Below are 15,466 nucleotides of genomic sequence, written 5' to 3' on the forward strand. Positions count from 1 at the left end.
TTTGCCTTCGAATGCCAGGGTCAGTGGGTAAGTGTCCGGCGAGGGGGACGGCAAGCGCTGTTCGCGGTGCGACGAGGTCAAACCGCGAGCAGCCTTCGCCAGTAACAGGTCTACAGGTGACGGGCTGCAGGCCTACTGTCGGCAGTGTTGGGCGGAATACCACCAGGCGCGGCAGATGGCCAAAGGGAAGAACGTGCGTCCACGCGTGCAGGCTCCGGCGGGGCACAAGTTCTGCCGGTCGTGCGGCGAGGTCAAGCCTCACGAAGAATGGCATCGCAATGCCAGTGCGTCCGACGGTCTCTCCGCCAGCTGTAAGAGCTGCCGGGCCGCCAAGGGCAGGGCCGGCCACCTGAAGCGCCAGTACGGCATCACCGAAGCCGAGCGCGACGAGATGATCCTGTCCCAGATGGGTATCTGTTCGATCTGTCTCGCTGCTCCAGCAGTTCATGTGGATCACTGCCACGAGACGGGTAGGGTCCGTGGCGTATTGTGCTTCAACTGCAATTCGGCCATCGGTAAGTTGGGAGACGATCCCGACACCTTGCGGAGGGCCATCGCCTACTTGGAAGGAAACGCGTGGAAGCCAACACTCGTAGCACCGGGCGTCTACCAGCTGCCTTCCTGACGCCTGGGTCCTCGTCCTTCATGGACTTCCTCGGCGAACACTCGCCGGACCTGCTGCCGGGCAAGCGGGTCCTGCCGCCTCTGCAGGGGGCCATCGAGGCGCCGCACGGGACGACCATCGTGGCCACCACGTTCCCCGGGGGCGTGGTGCTCGCCGGTGACCGGCGGGCCACGATGGGGAACATGATCGCCCAGCGCGACATCGAGAAGGTTTTTCCTGCCGACGAGTACTCGGCGGTGGGTATCGCGGGCACCGCCGGTCTTGCGGTGGAGATGGTCAAGCTGTTCCAGCTGGAACTGGAGCACTTCGAGAAGGTCGAGGGCGCCCAGCTCTCCCTCGAGGGCAAGGCCAACCGCCTGTCGACGATGATCCGCAGCAACCTCGGCATGGCCATGCAGGGCCTCGCCGTCGTCCCGCTCTTCGCCGGATACGACCTCGACCGCGAGAAGGGCCGCATCTTCTCGTACGACGTGACGGGCGGTCGTTCCGAGGAGCTCGGCTATGCGGCGACCGGCTCGGGGTCGATCTTCGCGCGCGGAGCCATGAAGAAGCTCTACCGCGAGGACCTGACCGAGCAGCAGGCCACCACACTGGTGATCCAGGCGCTGTACGACGCGGCGGACGACGACTCGGCGACGGGTGGTCCGGACGTGGCCCGGCGGATCTATCCGATCGTGACCGTGATCACGGACGAGGGCTTCCGCCGGCTCACCGAGGCCGAGACCTCCGAGATCGCGCGGGCGATCCTCGAGGGCCGCCTCAGCCGGCCCGACGGCCCGCGCGCCGCGCTGCTGTGACGCCCCCATGTACTCGCCTCTGACAGAAAGGGACGGATAGCCGGTGTCGACGCCGTTCTATGTCTCACCCCAGCAAGCCATGGCCGACCGGGCGGAATACGCCCGCAAGGGCATCGCCCGTGGCCGCAGCCTGGTCGTGCTGCAGTACGCCGACGGCATTGTCTTCGTCGGCGAGAACCCGTCCCGTGCGCTGCACAAGTTCAGCGAGATCTACGACCGGATCGGCTTCGCCGCGGCCGGCAAGTACAACGAGTACGAGAACCTGCGGATCGGCGGCGTGCGCTACGCGGATCTGCGCGGTTACACCTACGACCGCGACGATGTGACGGCCCGTGGGCTGGCGAACGTCTACGCGCAGACGCTGGGCACGATCTTCTCGAGCGCCGGTGAGAAGCCGTACGAGGTGGAGTTGGTCGTCGCCGAGGTGGGTGCCTCGCCGGAGGGCGACCAGATCTACCGGCTGCCGCACGACGGTTCCATCGTCGACGAGCACGGCTCGGTCGCGGTGGGCGGCAACGCCGAGCAGATCAGCGGCTTCCTGGATCAGCGGCACCGCGACGGCATGTCGCTGGCGGAGGCGCTGAAGCTCGCTGTGCAGGCCCTTTCCAGCCAGGCGAACGGCAATGACCGGGAGATCCCGGCGGACCGCCTGGAGGTGGCGGTCCTGGACCGTACAAGGCCTCAGCAGCGGAAGTTCAAGCGGATCGTCGGCCGGCAGCTGGCGCGGCTGCTGGAGGCCGAGGAGGGCGCGGCGACGCCGACGGACGCCCCTTCGGACATCGAGGAGTCGCAGGAGTCGCAGGACGGGGAGTAGTCCCGCAGCTCCTCGACCGCGCCCCGGGCCGCCCGTGCGGTTCCGGGGCGCGGTCGTGTCCGGCGCAGCCTGTCGCGGGGCGGGTCAGGCTGCAGGGGGCGCCGAGGAGCCGCGTACGACAAGCTCGACGGGGAGGTCTCCCTCTTCCGGGCGGCGTCCGTCGAGGACGGCGAGCAGGGCGGCCATGCCGTGTTCGCCCACCTTCTCGGCAGGCAGGTGCACGGTGGTGAGCTCGGGTTCGACGGCGGTGGCGAGGGCGAGGTCGTCGAAGCCGGTGACAGTGACGTCCTCGGGGACGCGCAGGCCCAGCCGTCGTGCGGCTTTGCAGGCCCCGGCGGCGAGGATGTCGTCGTCGCAGATGATGGCCGTGGCGCGTTCTCCGGGGGCGGTGAGCGCGCGCACGGCCGCTTCGCGGGCGCCGTCGACGTCGAGAGGTGCGGGGATGGTCCGCACGAGTGCGCCGGGGACGCCGTCCAGTGCGGTGTGGAGCGCGCGGGCGCGTACGTCGAAGGTCCACGAGGCGACGGCGGACGCGAGGTGCACGACACGCCGGTGGCCGAGTGCGAGCAGATGGTCCGTCACCTGGCGCATGCCGTCGGCGATGTCGAGATTGACGTGTGCGGCGGCGGCGCTGTCCGCGGGGTCGCTGTCGAGCATCACCAGGGGGAGGTCGGAGCCGCGGATGGCGGCGAGTGCCTCGGCCGCCATGGAGGACGCGATGACGCCGTCGAGTGCGGCGCGCGCGGAGGCGAAAGGGTCCTTGGCGGGGCCGACGCCCTCGGGCGAGGGGTAGAGGACGACGCCGAAACCGTGCCGGGCGGCGACCGTGGCGGCGCCTGTGTAGACGCGCGCGAAGAACTCGTTGGTGAGCGCCGGAACGACGAGAAGGGCGGTCCTGGTGCGGCCGAGGCGGAGGTTGCGGGCGGCGAGGTTGGGCCGGTAGCCCAGTTCCCGCGCGGCCTCGCGGACGACGGCGGCGGTGCGTTCCGAGACGCGGCCGCGCCACTTGTCGCCGAGCACCAGGGAGACGGTCGCCTGGGAGACGCCGGCGACGCGGGCCACGTCCCTGCTGGTGGGGCGGCTGGTGTCCGCTCCGGCGGGGAGGGATCGGCCCTGCCGGGACCGCTCTGCCATGGGGTGCCGTCCTCGGCCGCCCGTCGGGGTGTCACGGCGGTCCGGGGCGGCGGCGCTGTGGACCCGCGGACTGTCGACATGGTACGTATGGAGGACGACGTTATACGTAAAACCTCGACGGAAGCCGGGGGAGAGGAGACGGCATGGCCGCCGGGTACGCAGACATCCTCAAGGCGCCGCACGCCGCCCGGCTGCTCACCGGCACCCTGATCGGCCGGCTGCCGAACGCGACGGCCCACATCGCCATCGTGCTCTTCACCCGCGCCGAGGGCGGCAGCTACACCCTCGCCGGCGCGCTCGCCGCCGTGTACGGCCTCGCCACCGCCGTCGGTCAGCCGCTGCTGGGCCGGGCCGTCGACCTCTACGGCCAGCCCAGGGTGCAGCTGCCCGCAGCCGTCGTCTCCGCGCTCGGCATGTTCCTGCTCGCCGCAACCGGCACCGGGTCGCTGCTCGTCGCGTACGCCGCCGTGACCGTCGCCGGTCTGTTCACCCCGCCGCTGGAGGGCGGCCTGCGGGCGCTGTGGCCGAGCGTGCTGGGGCGGGAGGACCGGGTGCACCGGGCGTACGCCATGGACGCGGTGGCCCAGGAGATCATGTTCACGGTCGGCCCGCTGCTCGTCACCCTGCTCGTGTCCCTGTGGTCCCCCGGCGCGGCGCTGTTCGTCATCAACGCCATAGGCGTCGTGGGTGCCCTGTCCGTCGTGATGTCCCAGCCGTCCCGTGACTGGCGTTCCGCTCCCCGCGAGGCGCACTGGCTGGGCGCGCTGCGCTCACCGGGACTGCTCGCGCTGCTCGGCGCGTTCTTCTTCGTGGGACTGGCCCTCGGCTCGATCACGGTCGCCGGAGTGGCCTACGCCGACGACCACGGCCGGGAGGCGGTGTACGGGTGGCTGATGGCCGCGCTGGGCCTCGGCGCCCTGGTCGGCGGCGTCGCCTACGGCGCGCGCCAGTGGGCCGGGCCGCCCGAGCGCCGGCTGCGCATCATCGTCGCCCTGCTTGCCCTCGGCTATCTGCCGCTGATCCTCACGCCGGGCGTGGCCGCGATGACGGCGCTGGCGGCGGTCGCCGGTGTGTTCCTGGCGCCCGCGATCGCCTGCGCGTTCATCGTCGTCGACCGCCACGCGCCGCGCGGCACGGTCACGGAGGCGTTCTCCTGGCTGGTGACCACCTTCGGTGTCGGCGCGGCGGTCGGTACGGCCGTCGCGGGGCCGGCGGTAGAGATCGGCGGTACCGCATGGAGTTTCGCCGTGGCGGGCGCCGGAGGAATCGCCGCACTACTGGTTCTGACGGCCACTCAGCGGGTCCTCGCAGTCCCCGGTCGCACCGAGGGCATCAAAAGGTTTGACCCCCAGGTATCGGAAAATGATCGAAACGGTGCCGCCCAACCCGGTTTCAGCTCAGGCCGTGAGGCGTAATGTTCAGACATGGACCGCCGCATTTTCGGGCTGGAGAACGAGTACGGCGTCACGTGCACGTTCAGGGGACAGCGCCGACTGTCACCTGACGAAGTGGCGCGCTACCTCTTCCGCCGTGTCGTGTCATGGGGCCGCAGCAGCAATGTCTTTCTGCGGAACGGCGCCCGCCTGTACCTCGACGTGGGTTCGCATCCGGAATACGCAACACCCGAATGCGACAATGTGACCGAGCTGGTCACGCACGACAAGGCGGGTGAGCGCATTCTCGAAGGCCTTCTCGTCGACGCCGAACGCCGCCTGCACGAGGAGGGAATCGCGGGCGACGTCTATCTCTTCAAGAACAACACCGACTCGGCGGGAAACTCCTACGGCTGCCACGAGAACTATCTCGTCGCGCGCCACGGCGAGTTCTCGCGGCTGGCGGACATCCTCATTCCGTTCCTGGTCACCAGGCAGCTGCTCTGCGGCGCGGGCAAGGTGCTGCAGACGCCGCGGGGAGCGGTCTACTGCGTCAGCCAGCGGGCGGAGCACATCTGGGAGGGCGTCAGCTCCGCCACCACGCGCTCGCGCCCCATCATCAACACCCGCGACGAGCCGCACGCGGACGCCGAGCGCTACCGCCGACTGCACGTCATCGTCGGTGACTCCAACATGTCGGAGACGACGATGCTGCTGAAGGTCGGCGCGACCGACCTGGTGCTGCGCATGATCGAAGCGGGCACCGTCATGCGCGACCTCACACTGGAGAACCCGATCCGGGCCATCCGCGAGGTCAGTCACGACATCACCGGGCAGCGCAAGGTCCGCCTGGCCAGCGGCCGGGAGGCCTCGGCCCTCGAGGTCCAGCGCGAGTACTACGAAAAGGCGGTGGACTTCGTCGACCGCCGCGGCATCCGCACCGGTACGGTCGAGCAGGTCCTGGAACTGTGGGGCCGCACGCTCGACGCCATCGAGGCGGAGGACCTCGACCGGATCGGCACCGAGATCGACTGGGTCATGAAGTACAAGCTGCTGGAGCGCTATCGCGCCAAGCACAACATGTCCATGTCCCATCCGCGGGTCGCCCAGATAGACCTCGCCTACCACGACATCCACCGCAGGCGCGGGCTGTACTACCTCCTGGAGCGCAAGGGGCAGGCCGCCCGTATCTGCAACGACCTGAAGATCTTCGAGGGCAAGTCGGTGCCCCCGCAGACCACCAGGGCGCGGCTGCGCGGCGACTTCATCCGCCGGGCGCAGGAGCAGCGCCGGGACTTCACCGTCGACTGGGTGCACCTCAAGCTCAACGACCAGGCGCAGCGCACCGTGCTGTGCAAGGATCCCTTCCGGTCGGTCGACGACCGGGTCGAAAAACTGATCGCCGGCATGTAGCGGCACGGGCGTCGCCGTCGCGTCGCACGTGTGTCGGAACGCCACCCGGGCCCCGTACGTTTCTCGTGCGGGGCCCTCGGCACGCCCTAGAGTGTCCGCATCTACCAAGCCGTTAGAGATCTGAGGAACACGTGCGCCGACTTGCCGGCCTGCTCGTCGTACCCCTGCTGCTGTTGACGACAGCGGCGTGCGGCAACGACAAGGGCTCCGATTCTGCTTCCACGTCGATGACGAACGGGCTGCCCACCATCACCGAGGGTGCGAAGTTCGGGGAGAAGCCGACCCTCGCCAAGGGTGAGGGCGAGCCACCCAAGGACCTGAAGGTCAACGTTGTCAGCGAGGGCAAGGGCCAGAAACTCAAGAAGGGCGACATCGCCGAGGTCGACTATCTGGGCCAGGTCTGGGACGGCGAGGAGCCGTTCGACAACAGCTTCGACCGAGGAAAGCCGTTCCCCGTCACCCTCGGCGGCGGCGGTGTCATCGAGGGCTGGCAGAAGGCGCTCGACGGCCAGAAGGTCGGCAGCCGCCTCGAGGTGTCGATCCCGCCGAACCTCGGCTACGGCGCGCAGGAGCAGGGCTCCATCCCGGCCAACTCCACGCTGGTGTTCGTCATGGACATCGTCAAGGGCACCACGCTCCCGACGTCCGCGGAGGGCACCGAGGTCGCCCAGGACAACATCGACCTCCCCAAGGTCGGCACGAACACGGACGGCGAGGCGCCGTCGCTGACGGTGCCCAAGAAGGACGCGCCGACCAAGCTGGTCTCGAACTACGTGATCGAGGGCAGCGGCCCCGCGGTCAAGGCCACGGACACGCTCTCCGTCAAGTACAAGGGCGTCCTGTGGAAGGACGGCAAGGAGTTCGACAGCAGCTACGCCAGGGGCAACGCCCCCGTGAGCTTCCCGCTCGCCCAGGTCATCCCGGGCTGGCAGAAGGGCCTCGAGGGCAAGAAGGTCGGCAGCCGTGTGCTGCTCGTCATCCCGCCGGACATGGGCTACGGCGACCAGGAGCAGCAGGGCATCCCGGCCAAGTCCACCCTGGTCTTCTCGGTCGACATCCTGGCCGTTCAGTAGGACAACCTGGACGTTCTGCAAGACTGTCCCGGTTGACCGCACAGAGAGCGCAAGGAGCAACACCGTGAGCATCGAGAAGCCCGAGATCGACTTCCCGGGTGGCGAGCCGCCGGCCGACCTGGAGATCAAGGACATCTGGGAGGGCGACGGCCCGGTGGCGAAGGCGGGCGACACCGTCTCCGTCCACTACGTGGGCGTGGCCTTCTCCACCGGTGAGGAGTTCGACGCGTCGTGGAACCGCGGCACCCCGCTGCAGTTCCAGCTGGGCGTCGGCCAGGTCATCTCCGGCTGGGACCAGGGCGTGCAGGGCATGAAGGTCGGCGGCCGCCGCCAGTTGACCATCCCCGCGCACCTGGCCTACGGCGACCGCGGCGCAGGCGGCCGTATCGCCCCCGGCGAGACGCTGATCTTCGTCTGCGACCTGATGGCCGTCTGAGGCCGGTCATCGAGCGGTGTGCGAGGGCCCGCGCCTGATGGCGCGGGCCCTCGCTTTTGTCCGGACACCCCGGGGCGGTACGGTCGACTGGCGTAACGGACTTCATATGGAGGCGAAGGGCGTCGATGGCCATTGCCAAGGCCGAGCGGCTGATGAATCTGGCGCTGTGTCTGCTCGGGACCCGGCGGCCGCTCAGCAAGCGCGAGCTGCGCGGGTCCATCGAGGCCTACCTGGAGGCCGGTTCCGACGACTCCTTCAACCGGATGTTCGAGCGCGACAAGGACGATCTGCGCGAACTCGGCCTGGTGATCGAGACGGTGGAGTCCCTCGACGGGGACATCGGCTACCTCGCGCGCCGCGACAGCAACCGGCTGCCCCCCATCACCCTGGACGCGGAGGAAGCCGCCGCACTGGGCCTGGCCGCCAAGGTGTGGCAGCAGGCCCGCCTCGCCGGAGCCGCCAGCGGCGCCCTCCAGAAGCTGCGCGCCGCCGGCATGCCGGAGACCGAGGACGCGTACGAGATCCAGCACAGCGCCCTCGAACCGCGCATCCCCGTCCATGAGGCGGCCTTCGAGCCGCTGATGCTCGCCTGCCGCGACCGCCGCCCGGTCGTCTTCGACTACCGCAAGGCGAACTCCGCCCGGCCCGAGCAGCGCCATGTCGAACCGTGGACGCTCGAATGCTGGCGCGGTCACTGGTATCTCGCCGGCTTCGACCGGGGCCGGGGCGCGGAGCGGGTGTTCCGGCTGTCCCGTATCAGCGGCAAAGTCCGCTCGCGCGCGGGCTCGTTCACCGCCCCCGTGCCCGATGTCGTCACCGTCCGAGAGACCGTCGAGAGCTGGGCCGGCGAGACGGCGACCCGGTCCGCGCGGATCAGGCTGCGCGCCGGCTGCGGCTACCCGCTGCGTTCGCGGGCCACGGCCGTACGGGAACTCGGCGACGGGTGGGACGAGTTGGAGATTCCGTACGGGCACGGGCTGGACGCCTGGCTCGTCGAGTTCGGTCCGGACGTCGTCGTACTGGAGCCCGCGGACCTGCGGGCCGATGTGGTCGACCGGCTGCGCGCCGTGGCCAAGGGCTGAGGGGGACCGAGACGACATGGCCGCGAACGCCATCGACCAGACCCGGCGGATGCTGTCGCTGGTGACGTATCTGCGCGAGCGCCCCGGCGCCCGTATCGCCGACGTCGCCCGCGCCTTCGGCATCACCGAGGACGAGCTGATCTCCGACCTCGACGTGCTGCCCATGTGCGGGACCAGCTTCCGGGGTGGCGACCTGCTGGACATCGACACCGACGGCGAGCGGATCTGGTGGCGCAACCCGGATGCGTCGGGGGAGTCCACCGCGGAGCCGCTGCGGCTCGCCGCCGACGAGGCGACCGCACTGCTGGTCGCGGCGCGTGCCGTCGCGACGCTTCCCGGCCTGCGCGAGGGCGACCGCGAGGCGCTGCTGCGGGCCACGGCGAAGCTGGAGGCGGCTGCAGGCGAGGCCGCGGGCGCCAGCTCCCGGCTCTCGGTGACCTTCGAGTCCGAGGGCGGGGTCTTCGCCGACGTCGACCGGGCCATCTCCGAGCGGCGACGGCTCTGGCTTCGGTACTACTCGCCCGCCCGTGACGAGCTGACCGAGCGCGAGGTCGACCCGATCCGGCTCTTCGCCGTCGGCCACACGTACATGGAGGCCTGGTGCCGCCTCTCGGAGGCGCGCCGCACCTTCCGCCTCGACCGCGTCGCGGAGATCCGGCTGCTCGACGCTCCGGCGGCGCCACCCGAGATCGAGCTGCGCGACCTGTCGGAAGGCCTGGTCCAGCCGTCGCCCGACGATCCGGAGGTGGTCGTCGAGGTGGCCCCCAAAGGACGCTGGGTCGCCGAGTACTACCCGCACGACCGTGCCGAGGAGCTGCCGGACGGTGGGCTGCGCATTACGCTGCGTACGCCGATGCCGTCCTCGCTGCGCCGGCTGGCGCTGCGACTGGGCGGGGACGGGCGGATCGTGTCACCCCAGGAGCTCGCGGACAGCGCGCGCACGGCGGCGTGCGAGGCCCTCGCCGCGTACGACGCCCGGGAGCCGTACGACGTCGGCGAACCGCACGGCGCCCAGGGACCGCGCGGCGCCCAGGGACCGCACGACGGTCAGGAACAAGGAGCCGGCGCCCCATGACTGTGACGCCACGGATTGCCTCGATGTCCCCGGTTCCGGCCCGGGTCGGGCCGGTCCTGTTCAAGGCCGCCTGCCCGGACTGCCGCGCCCGCTTCGAGCTTTCCGCGGGAGCGCTGCGCCTTGCCATCGGCGGCAGCCGACGCACCACCTTCTACTCCTTCACCTGCCCCGAGTGCGGCTCGGCGGTCCGCAAGCCGGCGGGCGAGCGGATCGTGGAACTGCTCACCGGGGGCGGGGTCAGGACCCTGCGTCTGCACTCCACCGTGTGACGCCCGGCTCGGAAATCGCTCCAGGAACGGTCTAGGCTCTGCGCATGTTCTGGCCCATGCTCGCCATCGCACTCGGCTTCCTCGGGATCGCCGTCCTCGGCGTCCTCGGCATCAGGGTCTTCATCGAGGCCCGGCGGCTGGGCTCCGAAGTCGCCCGCACCACCGAACGCATCAACCGCGCCGCCGACGACCTGGAGCGGGCCGCGACCGGTCTCGCGCGCTCCGGCGAGACGCTGCGCTGAGGCAAGGGTTCCCCTTGACCCCCGCCGGAGATCGCCGTCGCACCCTCCTGCGGGCCGGGCACGAGCGGTAGGCTGCTGGTGGCGGCACAGGTGATGAGGCGCCGACCGCTGACGGGAGTACGCACAGGGATTGCCCTGCGTTTACCCGTGCGAGTTAGGATCGCTGCCGGTCGCGGTTCGGACATCTGTCCCCATCGCGGTCAGCAGCCAGAGCCCAAGCCGCCTCGGTGAGAAGGTAGACACAGTTATGTTCCGACAGATCGGCCCCACCGAGATCATCATCATCGCGCTTCTCATCCTCCTCCTGTTCGGCGCCAAGAAGCTCCCGGACATGGCGCGTTCGCTCGGCAAGTCCGCGCGGATTCTCAAGAGCGAGGCCAAGGCGATGAAGTCCGAGGGGCAGCCTGCGGCCACCCCGGCAGAGCCCAAGGACCCGGCCCAGGGCCAGACCCCGCCGTCCCGCACCATCCAGGCCGCGCCCGGCGATGTCACCAGCGCCCGTCCTGTGAACGAGCCCACCGACACCCACCAGCGCTGACGCCCCGAAGGCCGTTCGACCATGGCCTGCCGCACGAGATGAGGACGTGGGTTGCTCAAGCCTGCCCGCTCGAAACTTAAGGAGAAGGACCCCGAGGGGCGGATGCCGCTCGCGGACCATCTCCGTGAGCTCCGCAACCGGCTCGCCAAGGCGATGCTGGCGATCATTATCGCCTCGATCGTCGCCGTGGCCTACAGCCAGGAGCTGATGGACTTCCTCACCTCGCCGGTGCCGGAGTGCTCGAAGGACGGTCCGAAGACCGGCGGCGTGTGTGCGACCGTCGTCTACACCGACCTTCTGTCGCCGTTCACGACGACGGTCAAGGTCGTGCTGATGGCGGGCATCGTCGTATCGTGCCCGATCTGGCTCTACCAGTTGTGGGCCTTTGTCGCCCCCGGGCTGCACAAGAACGAGAAGAAGTACAGCTACTACTTCGCCGCCGCCGCCGCGCCGCTGTTCGCCGCCGGCGTCTACTTCGCGTACTTGATCATGCCGGTGAGCATGAAGGTGCTGCTCTCCATCACGCCGGCTCCCGCAGAGAACCTGCTGAGCGTCGACAAGATCCTCGACTTCACGGTCCGCATGGTGCTGATCTTCGGCTTCTCGTTCGAGTTGCCGCTGCTGCTGATCATGTTGAATCTGACGGGGATCGTGACCGGCCGGCGGATGCTCGGCTGGTGGCGCGCAGCCGTCATGATCATCTTCGTCTTCGGTGCGATCGCCACCCCGTCGACCGACCCGCTCGGCATGGTCGCCCTCTCCGGGCCGATCATCCTCCTGTACTTCTTCGCTGTCGGCTTCTCGCTCCTGAACGACCGGCGCCGCCGCCGTAACGACCCCGACGCTGAACTCGACGACGACGAGGCCTCCGACCTCGACCTCACCCCCGCCGCCCTCGGCGAGGTGGAGTCCGTCTCCGCCACCGCCCGCGCCCTGCCCGAGCAGGCCACCGGCGAGGCCGACGGCGGGCGCTCGCACCGGGTGAACGGCTACGACGACATCACCTGAGGGCACCCGGCACGACGAGAAGCGGGGCCCGCCGAGGCGGCGGGCCCCGCTTTCGCATGCTTCGCCCGGTCCCCGCCGGGTACCCAATGCGGTAGGTGCCCTCGTCCGATTAAAGATCCGCTCACTGTCAGAGGCGGCGGGTAGGCTCATGAACAAGATGACCGAGGACCTCTCTCCCGCAGAGCGCTATGCCGCCGCCCGGATCCGCGCCGTCGAGGAGGCCACCGCGCTGGCCCCCTTCCGCGCGATGTACGACTTCGATCTCGATCCCTTCCAGATCGAGGCATGCCAGGCCCTGGAGGCGGGCAAGGGCGTACTCGTCGCCGCGCCCACCGGCTCCGGCAAGACCATCGTCGGCGAGTTCGCCGTCCATCTCGCCCTCCAGCAGGGCCGCAAGTGCTTCTACACCACGCCGATCAAGGCCCTCTCGAACCAGAAGTACGCCGACCTGGTCAAGCGGTACGGCGCCGAGAAGGTCGGCCTGCTGACAGGTGACAACAGCGTCAACGCCGACGCACCGGTGGTCGTCATGACCACCGAGGTGCTGCGCAACATGCTGTACGCGGGCTCGCAGGCACTGCTCGGCCTCGGTCATGTCGTCATGGACGAGGTGCACTATCTCTCCGACCGCTTCCGCGGCGCCGTCTGGGAGGAAGTGATCATCCACCTCCCCGAGTCGGTGACCCTGGTGTCACTCTCGGCGACCGTGTCGAACGCGGAGGAGTTCGGGGACTGGCTCGACACCGTCCGCGGCGACACCGAGGTCATCGTCTCCGAGCACCGGCCCGTCCCGCTGTGGCAGCACGTCATGGCCGGGCGGCGGATGTACGACCTCTTCGAGGAGGAGACCGACCACGGCGGCCGCGGCGTCGCCCGTCGCGAGGTCAATCCCGACCTGGTCCGGCTGGCCCGGATGGAGAACCAGCGCACGTACAACCCGCGCGACCGCCGCCGCGGCAAGATGGTGCGGGAGGCGGACCGCGAGCGTGAGCGGCGGCAGCGCAACCGCGTCTGGACGCCCGGCAGGCCCGAGGTCATCGACCGGCTCGACGCCGAAGGGCTGCTGCCGGCCATCACGTTCATCTTCAGCCGCGCGGCCTGCGAGGCCGCCGTCCAGCAGTGCCTCTACGCCGGCCTGCGGCTCAACGACGAGGACGCGCGCATAAAGGTGCGCGAAATCGTCGAGGAGCGCACCTCCTCCATCCCGCGCGAGGACCTCCACGTCCTCGGCTACTACGAGTGGCTGGAAGGCCTGGAGCGGGGCATCGCCGCGCACCACGCCGGCATGCTGCCGACCTTCAAGGAGGTTGTGGAGGAGCTGTTCGTACGGGGCCTGGTGAAGGCCGTGTTCGCCACGGAGACGCTGGCGCTCGGCATCAACATGCCCGCGCGTTCCGTGGTGCTGGAGAAGCTCGTCAAATGGAACGGCGAGCAGCATGCCGACATCACCCCTGGTGAGTACACCCAGTTGACCGGCCGCGCCGGGCGCCGTGGCATCGACGTAGAGGGCCATGCGGTGGTCCTGTGGCAGCGGGCCATGGACCCGAGCGCCCTCGCCGGTCTCGCCGGCACACGCACGTATCCGCTGCGCTCCAGCTTCAAGCCCTCGTACAACATGGCGGTCAATCTGGTGCAGCAGTTCGGGCGGCACCGCTCGCGCGAGCTGCTGGAGACCTCGTTCGCTCAGTTCCAGGCGGACAAGTCGGTCGTCGGCATCTCCCGCCAGGTGCAGCGCAACGAGGAAGGGCTCGAGGGCTACCGGGCGGGCATGACCTGCCACCTCGGCGACTTCGAGGAGTACGCGCGGTTGCGCCGCGACCTGAAGGACCGTGAGACCGAACTGGCCAAGCAGGGCGCCGCCCAGCGCCGCGCCGCCGCCGCCGCGTCGCTGGAGAAGCTGAAGCCGGGGGACGTCATCCACGTCCCCACGGGCAAGTTCGCCGGTCTGGCTCTGGTGCTCGACCCCGGGATCCCGGCCGGCCGGACCAACGGCCACCGCGGCTTCGAGTACCACGACGGGCCCCGGCCGCTCGTGCTGACCGCCGAGCGGCAGGTCAAGCGGCTGGCGTCCATCGACTTCCCGGTTCCGGTCGAGGCGCTGGAGCGGATGCGCGTCCCGAAGTCCTTCAACCCCCGCTCCCCGCAGTCGCGTCGGGACCTCGCATCCGCCCTTCGGACCAAGGCCGGACACATCGAGCCGGAGCGGCACCGCAGGCAGCGCTCCGCCGCCGCGGACGACCGCGAGATCACCAGGCTGCGCGCGGAGCTGCGCGCACACCCCTGCCACGGCTGCGACGAGCGTGAGGACCACGCCCGGTGGGCCGAGCGCTACCACCGCCTCCAGCGCGACACCCGCCAGCTGGAGCGCCGTATCGAGGGCCGGACGAACACGATCGCCCGGACCTTCGACCGGATCGTCGCCCTGCTGACCGAGATGGACTACCTCCGGGCGGACGAGGTCACCGAGCACGGCAAGCGCCTGGCCCGGCTCTACGGCGAACTGGACCTGCTGGCCAGTGAGTGCCTGCGGGAGGGCGTCTGGGAAGGGCTGAATCCCGCGGAACTGGCCGCATGCGTCTCCGCGTTGGTCTACGAGGCGCGCCAGTCGGACGACGCGGTGGCGCCCAAGGTCCCGGCCGGCAAGGCGAAGGCGGCGCTGGGCGAGATGGTCCGCATCTGGGGCAGGCTGGACGCCTTGGAGGAGGAGTTCAGGATCAATCAGGCGGAGGGCGTCGGGCAGCGGGAGCCGGACCTCGGCTTCGCCTGGGCCGCGTATCAGTGGGCCTCCGACAAGGGACTGGACGAGGTGCTGCGCGAGGCCGAGATGCCTGCGGGCGACTTCGTGCGCTGGTGCAAGCAGGTCATCGATGTGCTGGGCCAGATCGCCGCGGCAGCGCCCAGGGAGAACAGCACCGTAGCGAAGAACGCCCGCAAGGCGGTCGACGGGCTGCTGCGCGGCGTGGTGGCGTACAGCTCGGTCGGCTGAGCCCCGCCTCCCGAGCGTGAGGGCCCCGGCGGGTGCGCCGGGGCCCAGGGCCTGGTCCGCCGGGCCCGGGCGCCACGCAGGCTCGGCTCGTCAGCTCCAGAAGGCGTCCACTTCGTCGAGATCCTCAGCGCACTCGTCGATGTCGGTGACCTTGCCGCCCACGATCGTGAAGAACATTCCGACGCGGACCTCGATCCCGCGGTTGCCGCGGTCGGCCCGGACCGTGTGGAACGACATGACATGGCCGCGCCCGTCGGCGAGCACCGCCTCGACCTGGATCTGCAGGGTGCCGTCGGTCTCCTGGCCCATGCGCCGGTACACATCCAGGATGGCGTCCCGGCCCTTGTGGTGTCCGGAGAGCGGGTTGTTGCCGGGTACGTGGTAGACGGCGTCGGCCGTCATCAGCGTGCCGAGTGTGTCCATGTCGCCGGCGACGAACGCTGTGTAACCCCGGCGGACCAGGGCGCAATCAGGGTGCTCAGACATGGCGATCCATACCTTCCGTCCCTAGATTTCACGTTTCATCTCATCATCCGCTGCGCCAGATCCACTGTCCACGGCCGGCGCCGGGGCCGGTCGGCGAGCAAGGGGAACTCTCCCT

General features: G+C 69.8%; 16 protein-coding genes. 14 read left to right on the forward strand and 2 right to left on the reverse strand.

Annotated features, from left to right (window positions below):
• The first annotated feature begins 175 nt into the window (after positions 1 to 175).
• From ACZ4SA_RS14685 to prcA, 3 genes are read left to right on the forward strand one after another with little or no spacing between them, the layout of a single operon-like run.
• Positions 176 to 625, forward strand: coding sequence for an endonuclease VII domain-containing protein (locus tag ACZ4SA_RS14685; RefSeq protein WP_468273932.1), 450 nt, complete (start codon positions 176 to 178; stop codon positions 623 to 625).
• Positions 577 to 1,422, forward strand: a complete 846-nt coding sequence (gene prcB, locus ACZ4SA_RS14690) for a proteasome subunit beta (RefSeq protein WP_468273935.1) — start codon at positions 577 to 579, stop codon at positions 1,420 to 1,422. Before ACZ4SA_RS14685 ends, prcB begins: the two co-directional genes overlap by 49 nt.
• Positions 1,423 to 1,465: 43 nt before the next feature.
• Positions 1,466 to 2,236, forward strand: a complete 771-nt coding sequence (gene prcA / locus ACZ4SA_RS14695; protein WP_468273938.1) for a proteasome subunit alpha — start codon at positions 1,466 to 1,468, stop codon at positions 2,234 to 2,236.
• Positions 2,237 to 2,320: 84 nt separating this feature from the next.
• Here the strand turns inward: prcA and ACZ4SA_RS14700 are convergent, their stop codons facing one another.
• Positions 2,321 to 3,370 carry a LacI family DNA-binding transcriptional regulator gene (locus tag ACZ4SA_RS14700; protein WP_468273940.1) on the reverse strand — a complete coding sequence of 350 codons (1,050 nt, stop codon included), beginning with the start codon at positions 3,368 to 3,370 and terminating at the stop codon, positions 2,321 to 2,323.
• A 143-nt stretch (positions 3,371 to 3,513) separates the two neighbouring features.
• Here ACZ4SA_RS14700 and ACZ4SA_RS14705 point away from each other — a divergent pair, with 143 nt between their 5' ends.
• The 11 genes from ACZ4SA_RS14705 (at position 3,514) to ACZ4SA_RS14755 (ending at position 14,865) form a co-directional block, all read left to right on the forward strand.
• The gene (locus tag ACZ4SA_RS14705) at positions 3,514 to 4,785 is read left to right on the forward strand and encodes an MFS transporter (protein WP_468273943.1); all 1,272 of its coding nucleotides are present in this window, start codon (positions 3,514 to 3,516) and stop codon (positions 4,783 to 4,785) included.
• A 9-nt stretch (positions 4,786 to 4,794) separates the two neighbouring features.
• Positions 4,795 to 6,156, forward strand: coding sequence for a Pup--protein ligase (gene pafA, locus ACZ4SA_RS14710; RefSeq protein WP_356637603.1), 1,362 nt, complete (start codon positions 4,795 to 4,797; stop codon positions 6,154 to 6,156).
• A gap of 131 nt (positions 6,157 to 6,287) precedes the next feature.
• Entirely contained in the window at positions 6,288 to 7,229 is a 942-nt protein-coding gene (locus tag ACZ4SA_RS14715) for an FKBP-type peptidyl-prolyl cis-trans isomerase (RefSeq protein WP_468273945.1), read from the forward strand.
• Between the two features lie 64 nt (positions 7,230 to 7,293).
• Positions 7,294 to 7,665: an FKBP-type peptidyl-prolyl cis-trans isomerase gene (locus ACZ4SA_RS14720; RefSeq protein WP_468273947.1), complete on the forward strand. Its 372-nt coding sequence runs from the start codon at positions 7,294 to 7,296 to the stop codon at positions 7,663 to 7,665.
• A gap of 125 nt (positions 7,666 to 7,790) precedes the next feature.
• Positions 7,791 to 8,747: a helix-turn-helix transcriptional regulator gene (locus ACZ4SA_RS14725; RefSeq protein WP_468273949.1), complete on the forward strand. Its 957-nt coding sequence runs from the start codon at positions 7,791 to 7,793 to the stop codon at positions 8,745 to 8,747.
• Positions 8,748 to 8,763: 16 nt separating this feature from the next.
• Complete coding sequence (locus ACZ4SA_RS14730) at positions 8,764 to 9,822, forward strand: helix-turn-helix transcriptional regulator (protein WP_468273952.1); 1,059 nt, start codon at positions 8,764 to 8,766, stop codon at positions 9,820 to 9,822.
• Positions 9,819 to 10,091: a hypothetical protein gene (locus tag ACZ4SA_RS14735; protein ID WP_468273954.1), complete on the forward strand. Its 273-nt coding sequence runs from the start codon at positions 9,819 to 9,821 to the stop codon at positions 10,089 to 10,091. Before ACZ4SA_RS14730 ends, ACZ4SA_RS14735 begins: the two co-directional genes overlap by 4 nt.
• 44 nt (positions 10,092 to 10,135) lie before the next feature.
• Entirely contained in the window at positions 10,136 to 10,333 is a 198-nt protein-coding gene (locus tag ACZ4SA_RS14740) for a hypothetical protein (RefSeq protein WP_468273956.1), read from the forward strand.
• A gap of 247 nt (positions 10,334 to 10,580) precedes the next feature.
• Positions 10,581 to 10,871: a Sec-independent protein translocase subunit TatA gene (gene tatA, locus ACZ4SA_RS14745; RefSeq protein WP_468273959.1), complete on the forward strand. Its 291-nt coding sequence runs from the start codon at positions 10,581 to 10,583 to the stop codon at positions 10,869 to 10,871.
• Between the two features lie 51 nt (positions 10,872 to 10,922).
• A complete protein-coding gene (tatC, locus tag ACZ4SA_RS14750; protein ID WP_468273962.1) occupies positions 10,923 to 11,879 on the forward strand; it encodes a twin-arginine translocase subunit TatC in 957 nt (318 codons plus the stop codon).
• Positions 11,880 to 12,036: 157 nt separating this feature from the next.
• Entirely contained in the window at positions 12,037 to 14,865 is a 2,829-nt protein-coding gene (locus ACZ4SA_RS14755; protein ID WP_468274255.1) for a DEAD/DEAH box helicase, read from the forward strand.
• A gap of 90 nt (positions 14,866 to 14,955) precedes the next feature.
• On the opposite strand, the gene ACZ4SA_RS14760 is transcribed toward ACZ4SA_RS14755, so the two are convergent.
• Complete coding sequence (locus ACZ4SA_RS14760; RefSeq protein WP_468273964.1) at positions 14,956 to 15,351, reverse strand: nuclear transport factor 2 family protein; 396 nt, start codon at positions 15,349 to 15,351, stop codon at positions 14,956 to 14,958.
• Positions 15,352 to 15,466: the final 115 nt, after the last annotated feature.

The organism is Streptomyces sp. NPDC027962, assembly GCF_055566095.1.